The 25,399-nt window shown below is 42.4% G+C and carries 12 protein-coding genes and 2 tRNA genes; 5 read left to right on the top strand and 9 right to left on the bottom strand.

The features are described from left to right. Positions 1–124 precede the first annotated feature (124 nt). Both J4E76_RS20525 and J4E76_RS20520 read left to right on the top strand, forming a co-directional pair. A complete protein-coding gene (locus J4E76_RS20525; RefSeq protein WP_208506680.1) occupies positions 125–2,347 on the top strand; it encodes a M1 family metallopeptidase in 2,223 nt (740 codons plus the stop codon). Between the two features lie 124 nt (positions 2,348–2,471). Further along, entirely contained in the window at positions 2,472–2,681 is a 210-nt protein-coding gene (locus J4E76_RS20520; RefSeq protein WP_208506679.1) for a hypothetical protein, read from the top strand. 35 nt (positions 2,682–2,716) lie between these two features. Here the strand turns inward: J4E76_RS20520 and J4E76_RS20515 are convergent, their stop codons facing one another. From J4E76_RS20515 to J4E76_RS20500, 4 genes are all read right to left on the bottom strand, one after another. Then, positions 2,717–3,253, bottom strand: coding sequence for a hypothetical protein (locus tag J4E76_RS20515; protein WP_208506678.1), 537 nt, complete (start codon positions 3,251–3,253; stop codon positions 2,717–2,719). A gap of 239 nt (positions 3,254–3,492) precedes the next feature. Beyond that, a complete protein-coding gene (locus J4E76_RS20510) occupies positions 3,493–4,245 on the bottom strand; it encodes a LytTR family DNA-binding domain-containing protein (protein ID WP_208506677.1) in 753 nt (250 codons plus the stop codon). A gap of 5 nt (positions 4,246–4,250) precedes the next feature. After that, a complete protein-coding gene (locus J4E76_RS20505; RefSeq protein WP_208506676.1) occupies positions 4,251–5,312 on the bottom strand; it encodes a sensor histidine kinase in 1,062 nt (353 codons plus the stop codon). Positions 5,313–5,387: 75 nt separating this feature from the next. Then, positions 5,388–6,632, bottom strand: coding sequence for a hypothetical protein (locus J4E76_RS20500; RefSeq protein ID WP_208506675.1), 1,245 nt, complete (start codon positions 6,630–6,632; stop codon positions 5,388–5,390). Positions 6,633–6,886: 254 nt separating this feature from the next. Here J4E76_RS20500 and J4E76_RS20495 point away from each other — a divergent pair, with 254 nt between their 5' ends. Then, on the top strand, positions 6,887–7,228 hold the full coding sequence (locus tag J4E76_RS20495; RefSeq protein WP_208506674.1) for a PadR family transcriptional regulator: 342 nt from the start codon (positions 6,887–6,889) through the stop codon (positions 7,226–7,228). After that, entirely contained in the window at positions 7,225–9,837 is a 2,613-nt protein-coding gene (locus J4E76_RS20490; RefSeq protein ID WP_208506673.1) for an ABC transporter permease, read from the top strand. Before J4E76_RS20495 ends, J4E76_RS20490 begins: the two co-directional genes overlap by 4 nt. A 49-nt stretch (positions 9,838–9,886) precedes the next feature. Here J4E76_RS20490 and J4E76_RS20485 read toward each other — a convergent pair. The 5 genes from J4E76_RS20485 to glgP form a co-directional block, all read right to left on the bottom strand. Next, positions 9,887–9,960 (bottom strand) — tRNA-Pro (locus J4E76_RS20485). 2 nt (positions 9,961–9,962) lie between these two features. After that, on the bottom strand, positions 9,963–10,268 hold the full coding sequence (locus tag J4E76_RS20480; RefSeq protein WP_208506672.1) for a GIY-YIG nuclease family protein: 306 nt from the start codon (positions 10,266–10,268) through the stop codon (positions 9,963–9,965). Positions 10,269–10,274: 6 nt separating this feature from the next. Next, a complete protein-coding gene (locus tag J4E76_RS20475; RefSeq protein ID WP_208506671.1) occupies positions 10,275–10,631 on the bottom strand; it encodes a GIY-YIG nuclease family protein in 357 nt (118 codons plus the stop codon). 64 nt (positions 10,632–10,695) lie between these two features. Continuing rightward, positions 10,696–10,770, bottom strand: a tRNA-Val gene (locus tag J4E76_RS20470). Between the two features lie 136 nt (positions 10,771–10,906). After that, the gene (gene glgP / locus J4E76_RS20465; RefSeq protein WP_208506670.1) at positions 10,907–12,550 is read right to left on the bottom strand and encodes an alpha-glucan family phosphorylase; all 1,644 of its coding nucleotides are present in this window, start codon (positions 12,548–12,550) and stop codon (positions 10,907–10,909) included. A gap of 463 nt (positions 12,551–13,013) precedes the next feature. Between glgP and J4E76_RS20460 the strand changes: the two genes are divergently transcribed. Next, positions 13,014–25,399, top strand: a 12,386-nt coding sequence (locus J4E76_RS20460) for an FG-GAP-like repeat-containing protein (protein WP_208506669.1), incomplete at its 3' end; no start/stop codon positions are given.

The raw sequence follows: 25,399 nt of genomic DNA, 5'->3' as shown, positions 1-25,399 counted from the left end.
TCTATGGCAAGCATGTTACCAAATTGATATTCTTTGAAGGCAATATCTGCTTACTCTTTTCGATGTAAATGAGTATTATTGTCCTCCTCAAAGATTTAGGAAACCTATTTGAATTAACATACTCATGAAAAAGATACTAAGCCTTGTACTCATCTTCTCTTCTTTCGTGGCCTTTGGTCAGAATAACTGGAATGGAAAGTTTGAGCAAATGGATAACATGCTTCCGACTCCGAACCAATATCGTACGGGTGCGGGAGAGCCTGGCCCAGCCTATTGGCAGCAAAAAGCTGATTACAAAATCAAAGTAGAGCTTGATGATGAAAATCAGAGAATTACGGGATCTGAAGTGGTTACGTACCACAATAATTCTCCTTCGGAGCTGCGATATCTTTGGATTCAGCTCGACCAAAACGTTAGAGAACAAAACAGCTTTGGAAGCCAAGCCGGAACCTCCCGTCTGCCAGCAACAGTAAGTCAAGTAGGAACTGTTCAAGCACAGCGTGCCTTGGGTGATACTGGCTTTGATGGCGGTTTCAAATTAATGGCTGTTAAAGACGCTAATGGCAATGACCTTCAATACCTGGTTAACCGAACTATGATGAAAATTACACTTCCGGAGCCATTGGCAAGTGGTAGTAGTTTTAGTTTCAATATTGACTGGTGGTACAATGTAAATGATCGTGCAGTCATTGGTGGACGATCAGGATACGAATACTTCAAAGAGGATGGTAACTACTTATATACCATTGCTCAGTTCTACCCAAGAATGGCTGTCTACGATGACTTCAACGGATGGCAGAATAAGCAATTCATGGGTTCAGGTGAGTTCGCACTTACTTTTGGAGATTACGAGGTAGAAATCACTGTCCCAAAGGACCATATTGTTGGCTCAACAGGAATGCTACAAAACCCTAGCGATGTTTTAACAAGGCAAGAAGCAAGACGCTTCGAACAAGCCAAGAAATCATTCGACAAGCCTGTCATAATAGTTACCCAGAAAGAAGCCGAGGCTAAGGAAAAGAAAAAAGCCAGCGGAAAATCTACATGGGTTTATCATGCCGAGAATGTTAGAGACTTTGCTTTTGCATCTTCCAGAAAATTCATCTGGGATGCTCAAGCCGTCAAAGTAGGTGACAACACGCCATTAGCCATGTCTTACTATCCTAAAGAAGGTAATCCACTTTGGGAAAGAGAGTCAACTAAGGCTGTGGTAAACACATTGGTCAACTACTCCGAAATGACCATCGACTATCCATACCCAGTAGCCATTTCAGTTCATGCAGCAAGTATCGGCATGGAGTACCCTATGATCTGTTTCAATTTTGGAAGACCTAGACCTGACGGTACTTATGACGACTTTATTAAAACCAGAATGGTTTATGTGATTGTACATGAGGTTGGACACAACTTCTTCCCAATGATTATCAACTCTGATGAGCGTCAGTGGGCTTGGATGGATGAAGGACTCGATTCATTCCTTGAGTATTTGACCATGAAAAAATACTATCCTGACTTGCCTTACAATTCGAACTCGCCTGAGGCGATTGTTCCTTACATGAAAGGCAGTAAGGATTTTATGAGACCGATTATGACAAACCCTGAACAGTCTTTGCAACTTGGACCTGAGGCATATTCCAAGCCATCAGCGGCATTGGTTGTTTTAAGAGAGCAAGTAATGGGTCCAGAATTATTTGATCAGGCCTTTAAAGAATATGCACGTAGATGGGCATTCAAGCACCCTAAACCTGCCGACTTCTTCCGTACAATGGAAGATGCGTCAGCTGTTGATTTAGACTGGTTCTGGAAAGGATGGTTCTACACTACTGACAATGTTGACGTAGAAGTTGCAGATGTAAAATGGTTCAAGGTTGCCGGAGAACAGAAAAGCATTGAAGGAACCGTGAATGCTCAAAGTGGTAATCTTGGTGCAAATGCTGGCGAGAATGATGGAAATCCTTTCTACGGACAGCCGCAAGAATTCAAACTTACGGATAGCAACGTTGGAAGTGAATACCGCAGTGAAGTAGATAACGATGGAATCAGAGAGCGCTTTGCCGGTAAGAACGTTTACCAGATGACCTTTAAAAACAATGGAGGCCTTATTACGCCACTGGTGATTGAATGGACCTATAAAGATGGTAGCAAAGAGATTGAAAGAATACCTGCTGAAATCTGGAGAAGGAATGAAAAGCAGGTTACAAAACTGTTTGTCAAAGACAAGGAAGTAGACAGCGTAGTATTTGACCCATTCAAACAGCTAGCCGATGTAGATATGGAAAATAATGTTTTCCCTCCTAAGAATAAGCGAGATTCACGTTTCGACAAGTTCAAAAAAGACGGGAACTAATCCACTAGTAATGATTTTGAAAGCCCTAATCAGAAATGGTTAGGGCTTTTTTATTACCGTTCATAAAAATGAATCAACCTAATGGGAACTCTAAGCGTTCATCAAGCGAGTTCAATTAAACACTGTGGAAGAAAAATTTCAAAATGTAGAAGCACAGCCAGCACACAAACTGGCAGTTCCACTTTTCATCCTTACAAGTATTCCTTACTTCATCACATTAGCATATGACTTCCTAGTCAGTGAAAAGCCCGATTCTACTTTCGCATGGTTTGGAGCTTTTTATTTAGCACTAGGCGGGCTATACCTGGGACTGCGCTACCTTAAAAGAAAGTAACTCCACGTTTTCAGGATTTACTCCTATATCAATCATTAGAAATAAAGCACAAAACCAATATTTAGAGAAAGACTATTTGTGCCTTTCAATAAGTCGCCAGCTCCAATATTGTAACGCAGCGTTGGTTCAATGGAAAGACTCTCTATCAACACCCATATAGGAGAACCTATTTCCATCGAAAATGAGCCACCAGTGTCAGTGAGACTGGTAGCATCTGCTTCTTGATTGAAAAAGACTAAGGAATAGCCCATTCCGGCAAAGAATCGATCTTTAAAATAATACCTAGCAAAGGGACCGATATTGAAATCTGTAGAAGAACTGCCACCTACCTCCAGATGAGTCACGCCAATGTCAAGACCCGCAGCCAAATTCTTCTGGAAGAAGTACCCAAATTTGATAGTCAAATTTAGACTCTTCTGATCACTAGAATTATCTCGACTCGTGGAGCGAACTGAAATGTTGCTGACCGCTCCAATCATCCATTGATCTTGTTCAATCTGAGCTTGCATAGGCTGATTAACCAAAACAAGCAGACTTGCTGAAGTAGCAATAGTGAAGATAATGTTCCTCATGCTTCAAAAGTTAAAGTGTGTGTTTACGCTAAACTACTGATTTACAATGACTAAAACCGGAGGCCTACATAGACAAGATGTAGACAAAACACTGTATTTAGACATAAGCGAGAAAGTATCTCGGCTCGGTTTGTTGGCTTGTATTCAGGACATTATGAGTTCAACGACTCCATCATTTTGATAATGAATGACCAACACATTGGGTACAGGCACTTATCGAGTTTGCACTCAAAATACCTTTAGAGTTCCAGCCATTTTCTAAATGCAGGTACATTTCTTTGACTTACAATAATTTCCAAATTGAGGAATCCTTCGAGGGCAATTTTTAGATTATTGATAGCTGGTTTCATTTCTTTGATACAGTCCACATGCACTATGCATTGACGGTTAACTCTGAAGAACAGCTTAGGGTCTAAAATGGAAATCAATTCTTCCAATGAATGATTCACGACAAATTTCCCAGAGTTTCTGGTTACCAAAAAAACCACCTCATCTTTCTCAAAGTAGGCAATTTCAAATATTCTGATCACAACCGTTTTAGCTCCTTTCTTGACCAGAAACCGCTGCTTATAATTCAGTTCTTTGAGCTTCAGTTCTTTAAGTAATTGATGTAACTCGAATTCGTAATTCGATGAAACGTGTCTTTTAAAGTACTTATCCACTGCCTGATGCATCCGCTCTTCACTTGCAGGTTTCAATATGTAGTCAATGCTGTTTACTTCAAAGGCTTTCAGCATGTACCTGTCATAGGCGGTTAGAAAGACTATGGGAACATTTAATGGCAACTCACTGAAAATTTCAAAACATAACCCATCCCCTAATTCAACATCGCTGAAAATCAAGTCCGGTTCAGGGTTATTGCTAAGCCAGGCGATTGTTTCACTAACACTTGTCAATGGCTGTAATATCTGAAGCTTACTACCATAAGATTCCAGATGTCTCACAATCTGACGACTTGTAGCCTGTTCATCCTCAATGATAAGAACTTCCATAAGTTTCAATTGTTATTGTTGGCCTTCAATGGTATACTAACGGAGAAGGTACCATGGTTCTGAGAAATGTTGATATCCTTACCAGTCAGTAAAACGGAGCGTCTAGACAGGTTGCTAAGGCCAATATTCTCACCATCTGGCCGGATATTCTTTCGCCTAATTCTGTTACTCACAGTTGCCACCCCTTGGGAAACAGTCACCTCCAATTCTAGTGGTGAATTATGATCGATGACGTTATGCTTAATGGCATTCTCTACTAGCATTTGGAGGGCCATTGTAGGTATGAAATTATTCAACTCCACTTCCTCGATTTTCTTCTCGATTTTCAAAGATGCACCATACCGCATTATCAACAGGTCTATGTAAGGATCGAGCAAGTTTAGTTCGTCTGCCAAGGATATCATCTCTTTTTGAGTAGTACTCAAGACTCCTCTATATACCTCAGAGAGTCTTAGAAGATATTGTCCTGCCTTGGCTTGGTCTTCATGAATAAGGCTATAAAGCGTGCTAAAATTGTTAAAAAGAAAGTGAGGGTCAATTTGTTGCTTCAGGTTTTCGAGTTGCGATTGGACGTTCTCTACTTGCAATCTCTCCGATTGAATTTGGGCAGATTGCCTGTAATGATTAAGCTCGAAAGCCACCTGAAGTGAATTGATTAGCGAAATCAATATCAATCCCATAAGTGTCGATGAAACTAGGTGTACGTAAGCCAAAGGATTGTTTTTATTGAACCATTGGTTTTCCATCCAATTCAATACTATAAAAGCCAGATCGAATAAGACAACTCCTATAATGGTCACAAGGATGACTTGGGTAATTACCCGTTTTCTAACATTCTCATGCCATGGTACATTGATATCTAATTGACGACTAATGAGAGCCACAATCGACCAAAGGAGGCTTAATACTGTCAAGAACCAGAAAAATACATAACCAGAAAACCCTGGAGGCTCACGATATAAACTGGCCATATTGGCTGATAACCAAAGCAAAAACATGAGCGTCAAAGGCAAAACAAACTTCACCCAAATAGGCACATGCCCTTTACTCAAAAATTGAAGCTTCATGCCTTTAATCTACACAATTAAGAATGATATTGGAGTGAAGAATAACGGTGACCATCAGTAACAAAGTGCTTCTAACTAATCATAGAGTTTGGAAGGCGTGGCTTCTGGAATCACCAGAAATGCATCATAGCTAAATACCAGCTTTACAAAATTCGGATGTAGATTCTTAACCTGTTTATAGAAAATCATTTCACGCAATGGTCGTAAATCAAAAAGGGTAGCTTCTCCATTAGCTGCCTCGTAAAAAGCACCAGATCTATCATCACCCGATTCGTCAAATGCCTTATTCTTGTCATCAGTACTCTTACTTAAAAGATTATAAGAATTAAGGTGCCCCTTGTGAGCCCCGATGTATACATGAAAGGAGTTCTGCCTTTTAGAGGCAGCAAACTCATGCACAAAATTCCCAATATCCATAGCGCCCAAAGAGTTGTAACCTTTATAAGTATGGTTAGCCCCCAGTTTTACAATCACTCTGGGTGAAGGCTCTTGTTTTTCCGCTTGATCATAATAATGCATGAAATTTCTCTTCATCATATTTGCTCTCTGCTGATTAGACTCGAAGCCAACTCTCTTGACCATCAGCTTATCATAAACCTCCTGAGATTCCTGCATTTCGTTAATGATTTTGAGAGCCTCTTCTGAACCCTTAAAGGCTGTTCTCAATTTGTTATAGTCATCAGCTGTGGCTGAAGACATAAAGACCAATGGCACTTTGGTTTCAACTGCCTTATCAAATCCTGACAAGGCTTTTTCGTAGTAGGACTCAGCGACTGTTTTGGCCTCATTATTAGGAGCTATTTTAATCAACTTATTAAGCAGCATTCGTGCAGAGATAATGAACTCCTGATCGAGCCCCCATAAATTGTTATGAGACAAACCAGTTTGTCTTTTGAGTTCTGCAACAATAGCGGTCTCATCTTGCCAAGCCAAGAAAGGTATACTCCAAGGGTGTTTTTTGAAGGATTCACTGAAAACTTGATCTACATCTGTCGTTTTAAGTCTTTCTGTAAGTATCTGTGCAGTCTCTGGGCCGATTTCAGTTGCATAATATTTATAACCCTTGGGAGCCATAGCCCTCATCAGTGCAATCGTAAAAACAGGGACTTCCGCTATACCATGGTTTTCTCCTAAAAGTAAAAAGTGCGAGTCAGTGGCCTCTTTGATTAGAAAATCAGCTCCACTGCCTGAGAGTTTGCCCTGGGAAAAGTCGATACTCATCTTGACTTGATTTAACTTTGCCACCAAAAGGCTATCGGATTGGCAAAAAGCTGAAGAGTTCAAAGCTATAATGAGTAGAAATAGGATTTGTTTTTTCATCGTTGTCTTTGTCAAACCGTCAATAAAGCGTTTCAATTGCCCCTTTACAATGCACAAGGCCTAAGTGCAGTTTTTTTGATCTTCAGTGCAGCAAATAATATCCGGAATCATTCAAGAGAGCCGAAAAGACAGGCTTGTAGAACTTTTTGAATCTATGATACATCAATAGTTAGAAGCTATATTATTTACATTTATATGATTGGTAAAAATTGATTACTAATTTTATTTACATTTATATGATTGATGTTTAAGCTATGAAAGGAAGTTTTTTAGGTGAATTTGAAGAGGTCGTGTTATTAGCAGTCTGTGTACTAAAGGGAGAGTTGGCATACGCTAACGAAATTCGAAAGGAAGTAGAAAAACATACGGCCAGAACAATTAATCTCAGCGCTATACACTCGGCCTTGTATCGAATGGAACGCAAGGGGTTTCTCGATTCACAACTGGCGGAAGCCTCACCCAGACGAGGTGGCAAAAGGAAACGGTATTTCGATGTTTCGAAAAAAGGTTTTGACGCCCTCTGTGAGGTCAAACGAATCAGAGAGTCTTTCTGGAAACTGGTTCCGGTCAGCGAATTGAAAGGAGGCACCCTTTGAGTAGGCCACCCAAACTCCCCTTACTCCTGCTCAGACTTCTCGCTGGAAAACAAATACTAGAAGAAATAGAGGGCGATCTCTATGAAGACTTTCTTGACAACCTTGAATCAGAGGGGCCAAGACGTGCTAAAGCTATCTATATCTGGACAGCATTAAGATCCGTGCGACCATATATCCTATTACACAACAAAGAGAATCGAAAACCAAAATTCATTGACATGTTCTACTATCAAATCAAAATGGCATTCAGGGCATTTAGGAAAAGTCCTTCTCACACGTTCATTAACATATTCGGACTTGCATTAGGGCTAGCCGGAAGCCTCGTCATTCTACTTTTCTTGATTGATGATCAAATCAAGGATGATTTTTTAGAAAACAGTGATCGTATATACCGAGTGGAGTCCAGCTCCGAAAGGAACGGATTGATTAATAGAAGTGTGAAACTTCATTCTAGTTTGATGCCCGCCATTTCGCCCAACATACCTGAGATTGAAGCATACACGCGAATGTCATTGGGTTCTGAGGCAGTTGTCTTTGAAAAAAGGGGGAATAAAGAAGTTCTGAATCAGACTTTCTTGTCTGCTGACCCAGGTTTCTTCAAGGTCTTCTCTTTTGAGATAATTGATGGAAATACGCAAGACATCCTATCAATGCACAATGCAGCCGTCATTACAGAATCAGCAGCTAAACGCATCTTTGGCGATGCTGACCCAATAGGCCAACAAATAAAACTCGCCAAGGCAGATCAGTTCTCGAAGGATACTGACTTGGAAGTTGTGGGCTTAATGAAAGACCCACCTGGCAACTCCAGTATTCAGTTTGACTTTATCAAATCCATGTCTACCGTAACCGGACAAAACGAAAAGATATCATTTGGGCGCAATTTTTATATATCGCTCCCCATCTATATCCTATTATCAAACGAGAGCCAACCTGAATTAGTCACAAAAAAGATACTTCCAGAACTGAAAAAGCATACGGAAAGCGACCAACATTTAGCGGCTGAATATTCTCTGAATAGTATTCAAGCGCTCAAGTACGATACAGAAGTAACTGATTCAATTATCGCTCCTACAGACAAACGTGTTATAAATATGTTTGCTATTGTGGCCATATTGATCATCTCTCTGGCGGTAATCAACTACATTAACCTAACAAGTGCGAGGGCTACATTAAGAGGACTCGAAGTCGGAGTCAGAAAAGTCTCTGGGGCAACTCAGAGAAGTTTGCTCAATCAGTTTTTACTAGAATCTCTCCTCATCTGCCTGATCGCTCTTCCATTCGCAATCCTAATTGTTCAGTTAGCCATTCCCGGTTTTGAAGAAATCTTGGGAGATAAATTGTTCTTTGATTATTCTTCGAACCTTCCATTCCTTGCGAAAATCCTAATATTCGTAGTTTCACTAGGTTTGATTTCAGGACTTTACCCGGCCATATTACTTTCAAAGCACAAGTTTGCCGGAGTCCTAAGAGGTCGAGTGGAACACTCTAGAAATGGTGTACTACTTAGAAAGACCCTGGTAGTATTTCAATTTGTTTTCTCAATTGCACTCTTGGCTGGTATTGCATTGATCCAAAGCCAACTGAATTTTGTCAAAGACACAACCCTCAAGTACAATCCCGACCGAGTACTCGTATTGAATGGTACCTCCGCGCAGTTCCGAAAGAACTACCAAACGATAAAAAATCAAATTCAGCAAATTCCAGGGGTCCTTCAGGTTTCAATTGCCGGTCAAGCCCCTGGTGATGAATTCTTTGGTGATAGTGGAAGTCCCCAATTTCCTTTTCGCTTTAAGAGGTTCATCGTTGACCATGACTATTTAGATATTTTCGACATAGACATAAAGTCAGGCGTGACGTTCAATCCCCTGTTAGACAGTGCGGCATCGCATGTTATCATTAACGAGACTTTTGCTAAGGCAATGGAAGTTGACCTACTCAACTCATCTGACTACAAGTTTCAGGGAAGGAACAAAAGCAAAATAATCGGAATTGCCGAAGACTTTCATTTCGAGTCTTTACACAGTCAAGTGGCACCTGTTGTTTTAACCCCCGTGGAAAGTTTCCCTTGGGTTTCTAAAGCGATTATCAAACTTGAGACTTCTCAAGTTGCACAAGTTATTTCTGGGTTGGAGAAAATGTGGGAAGAGATATACCCTGAACAAACACTTAATTATCAATTCTTGGATGACAGATTAGATCGGCAATATCAGGCAGAATTTAGAATGGCCGAGGTCTTCAAAATTTTCACAATCCTGGCAATTGTCATCTCATGCCTCGGGCTTTTAGGACTTTCTACTCATACGGCACAGGTCAAAACTAAAGAAATCAGCGTCAGGAAAGTGTTGGGGGCATCTGTAGGTCAAATCATACAACTATTGGCAAAACAGATTTATCTGCTCATCACGATTGCGGCAATCATTGCCGCTCCTATAGCCTATTATTTTGTCGATCAATGGCTCCAAAATTTTGCCTATAGCGTTGATATTTCAATACTGACCTTCCTATCGATTACAGGACTTTGTTTCTTGATCACAGCCATTACCATTGGGTTTCAAACTGTAAAAACCGCAAGAACTAACCCCGCTCATTCTCTGAGAAACGACTGATTCTGATTACCAAAAATAAAGGGAGTCATTAATGACTCCCTTTATTTTGTCGGGATGACAGGATTTGAACCTGCGACCACTCGCCCCCCAGACGAGTACGCTACCGGACTGCGCCACATCCCGAATTATAGAAAGTACCTTGTGTATTCTCTTTTTATATAACTCTTGTTCTTGAGCTTTTTTAGATAGAGCTCAAATCTATTCGCTTCCAGCTTATTTTCAAACTCGCGAATAAAAATCAACGACCACGGACCTTTATTTCTAGTGGACTTATTCTGACCCGCATTATGTTGTAGCAATCTCTCTTCAACATTGATACTATGACCATAGTACCAACTACCATTTGTTGAAGACTCTAATATGTAAGTGTAGTTTTTAACCATAGGCGACCACCCCGACCTGTCGGGGTGCGCTACCGGACTGCGCCACATCCCGAATCATAGAAAATACTGTGCATATTCTCTTTTTATATAGCTCTTGTTCTTCAGCTTTTTTAGGTAGAGTTCAAATCTATTCGCTTCCAGCTTATTTCCAAACCCACGAATAAAAATCAACGTCCATGGGCCTTTATTTCTAGTGGACTTATTCTGACCTGCATTATGTTGTAGCAATCTCTCTTCAACATTAGCACTGTGGCCATAGTACCAACGACCACTGGTAGAAGATTCTAATATATAGGTATAGTTAATAGACATTTGATTAGCTATGATACGAATTCCGCCAACCTTATTATAAATGTTAAAATGAGTATAGTCTGTCAATGATGCTAGTGCCAATTGACTATGTAAGAACATGGAATGACTTTGAAAAGTTAAGCCTGTTAAATCACCAAGTACCTTAAAACAAGGAATTAAAAAGTGGAGTGTATTGGATTCGAACCAACGACCCCCGCCCTGTCAAGGCGGTGCTCTAAACCAACTGAGCTAACACTCCTTTACTCTAATCTAAAAGATCATCCGGATTGACCTCCCCGACAAGTCGGGGCGCTCTAAACCAACTGAGCTAATACCCCAAAAAATCGGCAGACCTAGGCCTGCCGATACAATATTAGGAAAAATTTTAATCCTGATTAATGATTATATAGCTTTTTATAATACTCATCTGCCATACGTGAAGCTCTAAAATACTCCTCCACATCATCCATACTCTGGTAGTTCATGGCCACCCAAGATTTTTGATCCTTATAGTACATTGGAACTACCTCATCCTCAAGGATTCTCATCATATGATCCGCGTCCCACTGGTCCTGCTCTCCTTCTGGCAAAGTAGTATCTACTTCAGGAATTACGAAACCATTCTTCCCATGCTCACCGAACTCCAGAATCCAGCCATCATTTGTAGAAAAGTTAAGAGAACCGTTCATTGCGGCTGTCATGCCTGAAGTCCCAGAAGCTTCCAACGGAATTCTTGGGTTGTTCAACCAAACGTCAGAACCCTTCTTCATTAATGCAGACAGGCCTAACTCATAGCCTGTAAGAATAGTAGCATTGTGATACTTTCTGGTAAAATGTACAAGCCAGTTGAAGGTACTCACTGCACCATGATCAAGCGGATATGGCTTACCAGCCCAAATAATCTGTACTGGATAATCCTTATTATTCAAAAGCCTTTCGAACCTTTCTACATCTCTTGCGATAAGGTCAGCTCGTTTGTATCCAGCGAACCTCCTAGCCCAAACAATAGTAAGCACATTAGGATCAAGGATTTTTCCCGTCTGATCAGCCACCAAATCGAATAGCTCTTCTTTCAAAGCAATCTTGCGTTTCAAGAACTTCTTATCATCCTTCTTAAGATGCGCTTTTTCAAGTTCTACATCAGTCCAATAGGCTTTGTTTTGTGCATTAGTAATAGGAATGATATCGCAGATACCATCAAACGCTCCCCACATATCTTTGGAAACCTCACAATGCTTTTTAGAAACCGCATTAGAGATTTTTGACATTCGTAAGGCGGCTAGTGTATGGTTGAACATACCATTTTCAAAACCCACCATCTCTTCGACTTCGCGAATTGAGAAACCATTAAAGAATCCCATCTTATGCAGCATATTAGGATCATTAACCTCATTACCAGCCTTTACAGGCGTATGAGTAGTGAATACCAATTGATCCTTCACTTTCTCTATATCACCAAGTTTTTCCATCAACCGGAAAGCTGCCGGCAAAGCATGCGCTTCATTAAAGTGATACTGTTCAACATTGTGATTAATTGCTTCGAGCAATTTCGCACCACCTATACCTAGTAGAATGTATTGGGCTATCCGTGTAGAGATGTTATTATCATACAGTTTATGAGTGATCGTTTGCGCCAAGTGATCGTTCTCTGGGTGATCCGTAGAAAGTAAGAATATTGGTGCTGTTCCAAATACTTCAGGTGCTAAATAGAACACCTTCACTTTGACAGGGTGATTATTGACACTCACCTCTAAGTCGAGACCTGTATCTTCTAAAAAGTTATAGTGACGTTCTTGCCAGAGTGCATCTAACTCATTGTTATGCTTTCGCACTTGATCATAGTATCCGTATTTCCAGAGAATACCTATACCTACCATATTCTGCTTAAGATCATAGACACTTCGCATGTGCGAACCGGCCAAGAAACCTAGCCCTCCGGAATAAATCTTTAAGGGTTGGTCAATGGCAAACTCCATTGAAAAGTAAGCCACTGATTTCTCATAGCCTTTGCCAAATTTATAAGGGTGTTTGAATTTCATTTTTCCTATTTAAGAGATTCAAAAGTAAACGAATCACTCGAGGGCCTCAGGGGGAGTCCCAAAAAGATTGATGCAAACGTTTGATCATCTCGGTCCTCCTAGAAGTGTGAGCATAGAAGGATTCAAAGTGTCAACAAAACGTCACGCATACACAATCATGTCGTTCAGATATAAAAAAAGGTTTTTTAAATAATTTACATAAACGGTTTTTAGTTAAGAAAAGATTGGATTAAACAACGTTATTCATTTTATTTGATTGACCTAAACATCATAAATCGGCTAACGCTCTAGTAATCCGGCAGTTCTGCTATGGTTGGCAATTGAGAGATAAAGTTAGTCGCGCACTTTTTCTGATTCACCTTATCAATTTCCCATTTCGGGAATCCCTTTCTTTCTAAGGGAACAATTACATCATATTAATGCACTGCACGGGTTTTTTAAACACTTGGCTCAGGGTTTGACCTTGAGAAAGAAACTAACTAAACAACGCATGGCTGCTGCTAATATCTTCGGATGTTTTAACGTCCGACTGGGGTTATTGACTCTAGTCGGTTTTTTGTCTTTGAGCTTTTCTTCTTTTGGACAGAATTTCACGGATATTGCTGGTAATGGATCTGATGATTCCAATGTCAACAATCGTAACAAAGACGGTGGTTTTGCATTTGCTGATTACGACCTTGATGGTGACTTGGATTTACTCGTAAACACCAATGATAACAACTCTTCAAGAAGATCATATTTACTAAGAAATGACAATGGTGTATTTATTGATGTTACTAGCAGCGTAGCACCAAATCTTAAAAGCACCAAAACTGAGCGTTCGGCTATCTGGGGCGACTTCAACAATGATGGGTACCCAGACTTCATTGTTAATACCACAGGACACATTGCCATTTTTCAGAATAATGGTGGTAGCTCCTTTTCACGAATTCAAATCATCACCAGTATTACTGACGGCATCAATACCGAAGGTTTGGGTTTCATGGATTACAATAATGACGGATTCCTAGACCTGATTATTGAAAGTCACAATTTCGGAATAGACATTTTCAAAAATGATGGTGCCTCTGTCTCTGGCAATCGATTCGATCAGGTGACCCAGAATAGCGTTGGTGCATCAGGCACTGGAGCTGGTGGCTTAGGCCTACCTCAAAACGGCTCAAATACTGGCGATTACCTTGCTGTAGTTGATATCAACAACGATGGTTTTATGGATATCATCGCGAGAAAGGAAGGAAACTCAAATACTACCAGCATAGATAGCAACAATTACGACATGTTTATCAATGATGGAGATGGTACATTCACCGTTAACACGTCCTTCAATGAAGATGCCAGTAATGGAAACAAAGGAGCCGTAGTTACCGCTGACTTTGACGGTGACGGAGACTTTGACTTTATCTGGGGTTCAGATGCTAATAGTGGGACTCCAACGCTATATCAACAAACCTCGCCTGGAGTCTTTGCTGTTGTTTCTAACCCATTTAGAAGGTCGAATAACAACCTCCTGAGCGACTCTGGAATTGACGGGATGGCTACAGGAGACATTGACAATGATGGTGATATTGATGTCTTCTTCGGAGACGGTAGTGGTGATAGCTACCTAATGCTGAACAACACCACCGGAGGAACTTTTTTATTCAATCAGCCAAGCAACAATAACGGCCTTAGAGTTGGCAATAATGTTGAAGCTGTTGGCATGGTTGACTTTGACAATGATGGCGATTTAGATGTTTATGTAAACGTCAACGGTAGCAACAACCAGCTCTGGAGAAATGACCTGATTGGCAGTTCTGGTGAAGTAGCGACAAGTGGTTTTGCGAATAACTACCTCAATGTAATACCCCAGCTGGATCTAGGTGGCGGACTAACACGCAGCGCTCTTGGTGCTACGGTGGTCCTTAAAGATTGTGATGGCAACATATTATCGCCTATTCAAGAAGTAAATGGTGGATCTGGACACGGAAGTCAAGAGTCACCTATTCTTCACTTTGGTTTAAAAAACGGACCGAGTGCATCTTACATAGTTAGTGTGTCTTTTCTCTCAAGTGGCGGATCCAGAACAACGGTTGATATTTCTGTTACTCCGTCTGCCATGGCTGCATTGAACGTTGGTTCTTCGAACCTAGAATACGAACAAACCTTAATCGTTAAAAACACTGATGCCTCAGTTTTGGCATGTAATACACCACCTGAGTTGGACCTTGATGCTAGCGGAACTGGTACAGGTTTCGCGAACAGCTTTACTGAAAACGGTGGTGCTATTAATATTACCGACACCGATGTGTCAATCATTGACGTTGAGGATGCGAACATTGCAAGTGCGACTATTACGCTAACCAATCGCCCTGATGGTGCACTGGAAAGCCTGATCGTTAATGGGGCTCTTCCTGGCGGTATCACAGCAAGCAGTTACAATAGCACTACAGGTGTTTTAACTCTGTCTGGCTCTGCTTCCAAGGCTGATTACGTCACAGCGCTAGAACAAATTCAATACAACAATACCGATGTAGACCCTAATGAAACAGACCGATCGATTACTGTCGTTTTAAATGACGGTACTGAAGATGGCAACACGGCTACTTCCCTTATATCTGTTACAAAAGTCAATTCAGTACCAACACTTGACTTAGACGGCAGTGCCGGAGGCACTGGGTTTTCAACAGCTTTTACCGAAGGTGGAGGTGCGGTATCCATTGCTGACACCGACATTGCCATTAATGACCCTGACGATACCAACATCGAAACCGTTACGATTACGCTGACCAATATTCTTGATGGTGCCGATGAGAGCCTAGCCGTTAATGGAGCACTTCCAGGTGGTATAACAGCAAGTGCTTATGATCCAAATACTGGTATCATCACGCTTACAGGACCTGGTACTTTGGCTGACTTCCAGACCGCTATACAACAGATAGAATACAATAATGCAAGTTCAGATCCGAAAGACGATGCAAGACTGATCACAGTTGTAGTGAATGATGGTGATGATAACAGTACATCCGCCACTTCAATAGTATCTGTTGCAAAGGTAAACACTGCTCCAGTTTTAGATTTAGATGGTAGTGCAGGAGGCAATGACTTTGCTACTAGCTTCACTATTAGCACTCTCCCATCTCCGATTGCTGATACAGATGCAGCCATAACCGATGGGGATGACACTAATATCGAAGGTGCGACCATTACCTTAACCAACCGACCTGATGGTGTAAATGAGAGTCTGAGAGTTCTTGGTGCTCTACCTAATGGCATTACGGCAACTAGTTACGATAGTGGCACAGGCGTCATCACCCTTTCCGGTTCAGGTACACTGGCAAGCTATCAAGCTGCTCTGGCTCAAATAGTTTATGAAAACACAGATGGAACGCCAGACCTAACAGCTAGGTCCATCTCAGTTCTTGTGAATGATGGCACTGACAATAGTAATACTGCTACCACCACCATTAGCCTTTTCTCAGCAGCAAGCCTTACGGGTTGTGAAGCCGTAGGTACTGGTGGTAATAGTAGCTTTACTTATGCAGCCACCACAGGTGCTAGTGGATCGGGATTAAACGAAACAGTAACCTACACTTCAATAGGAACACAAGGTGTTACCACAGTAGACATGAAGGTGACTTCGACCGCGCAAAGCAATGCAAGCACCAATCATGGTTTAAATGTTTCAGGTGACAATGCCAATCTAAACCTGAATGCCGAATCCAATGTAACGCTACTTTATGAGTTCTTTGAAACAGGAACCTCTACTCCTATAGCCGTTAGTTTTGCCTTTTTGATAGGTGATTTAGATGGAAGTTCAGGAACTCCAGGCGAAACTATTACCGTCAACACAAGCGAAATCGCTGGGTTCTCATTAGAATCTAGCACGAATGTTTTGGCTCAACTAAACGGTACCAACCTAAGCTTTTCTGGTACCCAAAACCAAGGAGCTACCGATCTCGAAGGAGCGGTACAAGTTAATATTGTAAGCAAAACCTCATTCAGTATCACATATAGTGGCGGTGTATTTACCAGCGGTACAAGAAGCTTTGCTTTTGATGCTGATGGTGACTTATCATTCGCAAGCGCGGTTTGTAACCCTCCTATTCTAGATTTGGATGCTGATAATAACTCCACAGCAATAGCTGGTGGTTATATTACAACTTTCTCTCTAGGAGGAAGTGCTATTCCAATTGCAGATACTGATGCAACAGTAAATGATTTGGATGATGTAGAAATAACGGGTGCTACCATCACTTTGACTAACAGACCAAATGGTACATCAGAAACACTTAGTGCTTTCGGAACACTGCCAACGGGCATCACAGCCAGTAGTTACAATTCAAGTACTGGAGTAACTACCTTAAGTGGAACGGCATCCAAAGCCGACTACGCTTTGGCGCTTAGTCAAATCGTTTATAAAAACGAAGCAAGTTCGTTAACGACAACGGACAGAATTGTCACTACCACTGTGACTGACGGAACTGGAACAAGTAATACCACCACTACCACCATCGGTATTGATAATGTACCTGCTTGTTCTACAATACCAACGCAATTCTTTACCTCATCGACCCTCCTTTCGGGTACAGACCTTCAAGAAGGAGCTATTTATAGGTTCACGACCACAACTACTGGGGTTGATGCCTTGATTGAAATTGTAGATGTAGAAAATGCTACACTATCTCAAATTGACCGATCGGATTTTGGTGAGCCGAATGCATTCCAACCAAGTATTAGAGTGGTTAACAGGAACGTGAATAATGGCACGGGTTATGTCGACTTCAAATTCACCTTTGTGGCCTCTGGAACTACCACCGAAGTTGATCAAACAGAATTTAGAGCGACTTTTGCTGATATTGATGCATCCAGTAGCGGCCGAAGGGAGTTTGTCGGAATCAAGTCTGGTCAAATCTTCCAAGAGTCTAACACTCGTTTAACAAGGACATTCGAAGAGCCTTTTATCGTGTTTAGACCTAGCGATAATACAGGTCTAGGCGGGATTAATAATACTGAGGCAAGAAACATGCTTCACCTTAAGTTCGAAGATGTAGCGGTGGTTGAATTCCGCCTTGGTGTATCAGGTGAAACAAGTACTTCTCCACCAGAAAGACTTTTCTCAGCAGACTTTAATGCCTGTTTGATCCTCAATTTCGATAATGTCGTCACCTCTCCTACTAGTCAAGATAAAACGGTAAGTGTGGACGAAGATGGCACATTGACATTTGCCAACACCGACTTCTTTTTTGCGGATGAGGATGGCGATAGTTTTGCCGCAGTAATTATTGCAAGTCTTCCTGCAAAAGGAACATTATTCTATAATGGTGTAGCTGTTACAGCTGCTGATATCACAAACGAAACTGAATTCACAGACAGAACGCTTTTTACTTATCAGCCGGTTGCTGATGAAAATGGTTTAAGCTATGCAACTTTCGATTTTAAAGTAAAAGACGATTCAGGTGATGCTGCCACACAAATCGGAACAAACCACACCATAACAATTAATGTCAATGACATCAATGACCTGCCGACAACTGACGATGTGACTTCAGCTACCGCTATTCAAAGTGATGCTGGAGGTACCGCAATTGATGATTTAACTGGTGCAGACAGTGATGGTACAATTGCATCATTTGTAATCAAAACGTTGCCAGATGCAGCACATGGAATACTGACTTTAGCAGATGGCACTCCAGTGACAGCTGGTCAGGAGTTAACTCCAGCACAAGCTGCAGGTCTACTCTTCGATCCAACGGGCACATACAATGGTCCAACTACTTTCACTTATGCAGCGAAGGACGATGACGGAGGTGAGGATGCCTCACCTGCAACTTATACCATCAACATTTCCAACACCCCTCCAACTACTGACGACATTACAAGTGCCACAGCAATTGCTTCTGGAGCAGGAGGTACAGATATTGATAACCTTACCGGAGCTGATGCGGATGGGACAATTACAAACTTCATCATCAACACATTGCCAACTGCTACTCAAGGCGTATTGACCCTATCAGATGGCACGCCTGTAACGGCAGGACAAGAACTTACAGTGGCTCAGGCCAATGGATTGAGGTTCGATCCAGTGGATGGTTTCCAAGGACCTGCATCTTTCACTTTCTCAAGTAAAGACAATAATGGCGCAACGGACAGTACTCCAGCTACCTATATAGTCAACGTTGCACTGGACACAGATTTAGATGGCGTTGCCGATAGCGTTGATTTGGATGATGATAATGACGGTATTCCAGATGCAGATGAATGCCTTACTGTTGTCAACACAGGCTTCGAGTTTCCAGTAATCACAGGCACCAATAGCCAAATCAATGAAACGACAATTGACGGATGGCAGACTACTGCTTCCGACAACCTTATAGAAGTAGCCCGCAATGGCTATGGTGGTATCAACGCTGCCGTTGGCTCTCAGTTTGTTGAGATCAATGCCACCCAAAATGCATTCCTTTTCCAGCAAGTTTTTATTGCTCCTGGAACTACCATCACCTGGTCGGTTCAACACAGAGGCCTTGAAGGCACAGATGCCGCACTGATCAAAATTGGAGGAACAGTCGCTGGTGCCGTATCACAAGCCACAATGACTGATGGAAACACTTCTTGGGGAACATATACAGGTTCTTATACTGTACCCGATGGTCAAACAGAGACATTTATAGTGTTTGAGGCTACAAGCTCAGCAAGTAGCTCATTGGCTACCGGCAACCTCATAGACAACCTTGTGATTACTGTTACAGGAGGACCAGGTTGCAACTTGGATACTGATATGGATGGAATTCCAAACAGTCTGGACCTTGACAGTGACAATGATGGAATTTATGATTTAGTCGAAGCTGGTCATGGACAAACCGATGCAGATAACAACGGGATCATTGACAATGCCAACACGCTATCAGGTACCAATGGACTATTTGATGCTTTGGAAACAGTGGCCGATAATGGCATACTTACCACACCTACAGCCGACACTGACGGAGATGGAATTGTGGATGCTTCAGAACTGGATGCAGACAATGATGGATGTTTCGACAGCCTTGAGGCAGGCCTTTCGGATACGGATAAAGACGGCATCCTTGGAACAGGTGCCGCAACGGTAAATGCCACTACTGGTGTAGTTACAAGCACAGCGGGTTATACCACCCCAACAAGCACTGGAGGTACTTTTGACTTCCAAAACGCTTCCGAATTCTCAGCATGTAATACCCCTCCTACTACGGATGACATTACTAATTCAGGCACCATATTGAGCAGTGATGCTGGTGTGGATATTGATGACTTAACAGGAGCTGATGCTGAAGGAACAGTAGATGCCTTTGTAATTAAGACATTGCCTACTGCTGCTTCAGGAGTGTTGACACTTTCTGATGGCACACCAGTGACTGTTGGACAAGTATTGACAACTGCTCAAGCCGCAGGACTCAAGTTTGATCCAGCACTTACGTTTGAAGGTGATGCTAGCTTTACCTATGCAGCTCAAGACGATCAAGGAGTGGAAGATGCAACTCCAGCAACCTTTACAATACCGGTCAGCAACACGCCTCCTACTACAAACGATGTAACCAATGCTGCTGGCATTCAGAGTAATGCTGGTCCTACCGCTCTGGATGATTTGACGGGTGCAGATGTAGATGGAACTGTAGATGCATTTATTATTAAAACTGTCCCTCCGGTAAGCGAAGGTGTATTAAAATTGGCTAACGGCTCAACGGTAGCACCAAATCAGGAGCTTACTCCAACAGAAGCTGCCGGCCTTACTTTCGATCCAACTACTGGCTTTGTGGGAACGACTTCATTTACCTATGCTGCCAAGGATAATGATGGAGATGAGGATGCTACACCGGCAACCTTTACTATCAATACATTAAACTCTCCACCAGAGTCAAATGACATTACAAATGCCAATACTATTCTTAGTTCAGCTGGACCTACCGACCTTGACAACCTGAGTACGGAAGACAGTGATGGAACAGTAACTGCGATTATTATCAAGACCATTCCGGCAGCCAGCCATGGTGTACTTACACTGGCAGATGGCACTGTCATTACGCAAGGGCTTTCGATTACTCCGACACAAGCATTGGGTATCCGATTCGATCCAAGTGGTAATTACAATGGCCCTTCGACATTTACCTATGCAGCCGTTGACGATGATGGCGCAGAAGATCTAACACCAGGTACATTTATCTTCAACATTGGAAATGTTCCTCCTGTGGTGGATAGCAATACCATTAGCATGAACGAGAATATTCAAGACACTCCTCTTGGATTAGCTGCTCCTACAGATAGCGATTCTGGGAACAGTTTCACCATTACCGTTACGTCACTTCCTTCTTTAGGAGAGGTAACCCTAGCTGACGGAACACCTGTGACTATTGGTAGTACACTAACCACCTTGCAGTTAACTACGCTATTGTATGATGCACCAGAGCAGTATGATGGTGTGAGTGATCCAGGAGACTTCGGCTATGCCGTCAATGATGGTGAGTTCACCGAAACTGGAGATGTTGATATTCAAATTCTTCCTGTGAATGATCCTCCTGTGGCAAATGATGCCACAGTAAGCTTGGCCGAGGACGCCACAAATAACACTACTGTTCATAACGTAGTAGCAAGCGATCCTGATGCTGGAGATGCATTAAAATATACTATCACAGGCGGTAACGATGCCGGAATTTTCGCTATCGATGAAGACACAGGTGAAATTACAGTTGCCAATGCTTCCCTTCTTGATTTTGAGAATATTGATCAGTATGACCTAGTAGTTACTGTAACAGATGAAGGTAATCTAGTGGATACTGCAGCGATCACTGTTGAGGTGACTAATGTTAATGAACCTCCAATTGTCGATGGTGCAACAGTTGAAGCCAAACAAGACAATCCGTATACTTTCACAACGGCCGACTTCCAGACTAATTACAGCGACCCTGAGTCTGCAGCAGCAACTGACATCCGAATTACCTCGCTTCCTGCTCAAGGACAAATTCTATTGAATGGAAATCCAGTAGCGGATGAAGATGTAATCAGCTTCACTGACATTGCATCTGGTAACCTAACCTATGTACCTCCTTCGGGGAACTCGGGAAATAATTTCTCGAATTTCAATTTTAGAATTTCTGACGGAGCACTGTTCTCAATTGAAGATGATACAATCAATATTAATTTGTCTCCTCTTACCTCTGATCTTGCGGTAACCAAGACCATAACACCACCAAATGCAGCCACTGGAGCTACTGTCGAGTTCTCTATTATAGTGACTAACAACGGACCAGACTTGGCAACCGGTGTTGCGGCTACCGATCAAATACCTTCAGGTTTCACCTTTGTAAGTGCGGCACCAGATCAGGGTACTTATGATGTTAATTCTGGGGAATGGAGTATTGGTAATATCGCCAATGGCACTTCTGTTGAGCTAAAAATTACAGCTACAGCGAACGCTGCTGGTGGGTTCACAAATGTGGCGACCATTTCGGCTTCGGCTAACTTCGATCCGGATCTTGGAAACAATACGGCCATCGTAAACATTACAACGCAGTCGACTGACATTGAAATTGCGAAGACAGTTGATGTCACTTCTCAAAATGTAGGTGGTACAGTCGAGTTTACGGTAACAGCGACCAATAATGGCCCTGGTGTTGCGACTGGAGTTGTTGTAGAAGATCAACTTCCATCGGGTTACACTTTCGTAAGCCGTACAAAAGACTTTGGAGAGTATACTTCCGGTACTGGATTATGGGATATTGGAACACTATCGAGTGGACAAACGGCTACCTTGATGATCCGCGCCACTGTTAATGCTACAGGAAGCTATAATAATACGGCCAGTGTCATTGCACTAGATCAACAAGACTCTGACAACACCAACGACCAGGCAAGTGCATCTGTATCGCCATTGCTATCTGATATTGCCATTACCAAGGTGGTGGACAATAGTACTCCAACGCCTGGCGCCACAGTAGAATTTACAATTTCGGCTACGAACAATGGAGCTAGCTCAGCACTCAATGTTGAGGTAACTGACCTCCTTCCTACTGGCTACACGTTCGTGAGTGATACCCGAACTTCTGGAACTTACAATACAACAACTGGAGTCTGGGCAGTGGGTACTGTGACTGCTGGAGGTACTCAGACGCTGATAGTAAGAGCAACTGTCAACGCAACTGGAGTTTATACCAACACAGCAACGGTAACGGGTAACGATACCTTTGATACTGACAATTCAAACGATACTGCATCGGCCGCGGTTACTGTTCAAACGTCTGACTTGAGCATTACCAAAGTCGCTGATAATACTACAGCTAATGTTGGTGAAAACGTAACGTTTACGATTACGGCTAGTAACGCTGGTCCTGATGCTGCAACTAATGTGAACATTCTTGATCAACTGCCATCAGGTTATACACTTGTAAGTAGTACACCAAGTCAGGGTACCTATACTTCCGGTACTGGTGTTTGGGCAGCTGGAACGATCAACAACAGCGCAAACGCAACATTAACGATTGTCGCTACTGTCCTATCCACAGGTACCTATGAGAATACAGCAAGCATCCAATCGGTAGACCAGTTAGATCCGGACGACTCTAATGACTCATCATCTTCAACTGTGACACCAGCTAACGCAGATCTAGAACTGGCCAAAACGGTAGATCTTCCTGGTGCTAATGTGGGTGACAACGTAACTTTCACCATCACAGTAACCAACAATGGACCTGATGGTGCTTCAGGTATTCAGGTGACTGATCAACTGCCTAGCGGCTATACTTTTGTAAGCGCAACACCAGTTCAGGGTACTTATACCTCTGGAACAGGGGTTTGGGTTGTGGGAAGCCTGGCCAATGGCGCATCTACTTCTATCGAGATAGTCGGAACACTTAAATCAAGTGGTTCATTGACTAATTCAGCAACTATCTCGGCCGCCAATGAATTTGATACGGACACTGGAAACAACACCGCTACTGCTGCCTCTAGTATTCAAAGTGCGGATGTTTCCATTGCGAAATCGGCCAATAACCTATCGCCTAATATCGGTGAACAAGTAACTTTCACTGTTTTGGTGAGCAATGCTGGTCCTGATGGCGCTAATAACTTATCCGTAGCTGATGCCCTTCCTAGTGGGTTTACCTATGTAAGTCATACTGCTTCAAGAGGTTCTTACCTTCCTGGAACTGGTATCTGGACAATTGGCGACTTGAACAATGCAGGTACTGCCGCATTAGAAGTTGTAGCCACTGTATTATCCACTGGAACCTATGCCAACACAGCCTCTGTGAGTGCTGTTGATCAAGCAGATCCTGATAACACTAACGATTCTAGCACGGCCACTATAGCACCTCAAGGTGCTGATCTTGCTATCACTAAGACTGTGGACAACGCTACACCAAATGCTGGTAACGATGTGATTTTCACAGTGAACGCAACGAACAATGGCCCTAACAATGCCACTGGAGTTGAAATCACTGATCAATTACCGAGCGGCTATACTATTGTAAGCACGGTTGCTTCACAAGGAACTTACACCGCAGGCACAGGAGTTTGGGCCATTAGTAGTCTAGCGAATAGTGCAACGGCTACTCTTACTATCAGAGCAACGGTCTTGGCTAGTGGAGATTATACCAATACGGCCACGGTGACTGCTTCGGATCAATTTGATATTAATACAGCGAATAATTCGGCAAGCAATACTCCAACCCTTCAGAGTTCAGACATCAACATTGTGAAAACGGTTGATAACCCTTCTGCTAATGTGGGTGAAAATGTGACTTTCACAGTGACTGTAACCAACAGCGGAACAGATCAAGCGACAGGGCTTTCGATTTTAGATCAATTGCCTTCTGGTTATAGCTTCATTTCTGCCAGTCCGGCACAAGGTACTTACGTATCGCAGACTGGCATTTGGACTATAGGAACGCTGGCTAATGCAGGCACAACGACTTTAAATATCATCGCCACTGTACTTTCTACTGGTGACTATGATAATACTGCTTCTGTAAACACTGTCGATCAGCAAGATCCGGACAATATAGATGATCAATCTACTTCTTCGGTAGCACCACCTCAGGCTGATTTAGCATTGACAAAAACTGTCGATGCCTCCAATCCTAATGTAGGTGACGTAGTGAACTTCACTGTGACATTGACTAACAATGGACCGAGTGCTGCCGCAGCAACAGGTGTTGAAGTAACGGATAAATTACCTTCAGGATATGCTGTGGGCACCATCACTCCTAGTGTCGGTACTTATAGCAATACCACAGGCATTTGGTCTGTCGGAAGTCTTGCCAATGGCGCGTCAGCAACATTGACAATGTCGGCAACGGTGTTAGCAGCTGGCGATTTCAACAATATTGCTCAAGTGACGGCATCAGATGTATTTGATCCTAACACAGGAGATAATACGGCAAGTGTGAGTATTGTGGCTCAATCGGCCGATTTGGAAATCACCAAGTCAATCTCTGATGATACACCTAACGTTGGTGATAATGTTACATTCACGATAAGATTAACTAATAAGGGCACCGATCCTGCAACAGGTGTTACCGTCACTGACCAACTGCCTGACGGATATACCTACGTTTCCGATAACACAGTATTTGGAAGCTATGCCAATGGCACGGGCATCTGGAATATTGGATCAATTGCAGCCAACCAAACCGCGACATTAGAGATTGTAGCGACTGTATTAGCAACAGGTAGCTATAACAATACGGCTAGTGTAACTACTGCCGATCAGGGTGATCCGGTGACTGCTAATAATACATCTACTGTAACGGTAGATACGCAGTTTGCTGACCTGAACATGAGCAAGGTGGTTGACAATGCTAACCCTATTCCTGGTGATGATGTCATCTTCACGGTAACCTTAAG

Origin of the sequence: Roseivirga sp. E12 (assembly GCF_017592825.1) — a bacterium.
GTDB lineage: Bacteria > Bacteroidota > Bacteroidia > Cytophagales > Cyclobacteriaceae > Roseivirga.
This window is presented reverse-complemented; position numbering and strand designations above follow the sequence as displayed.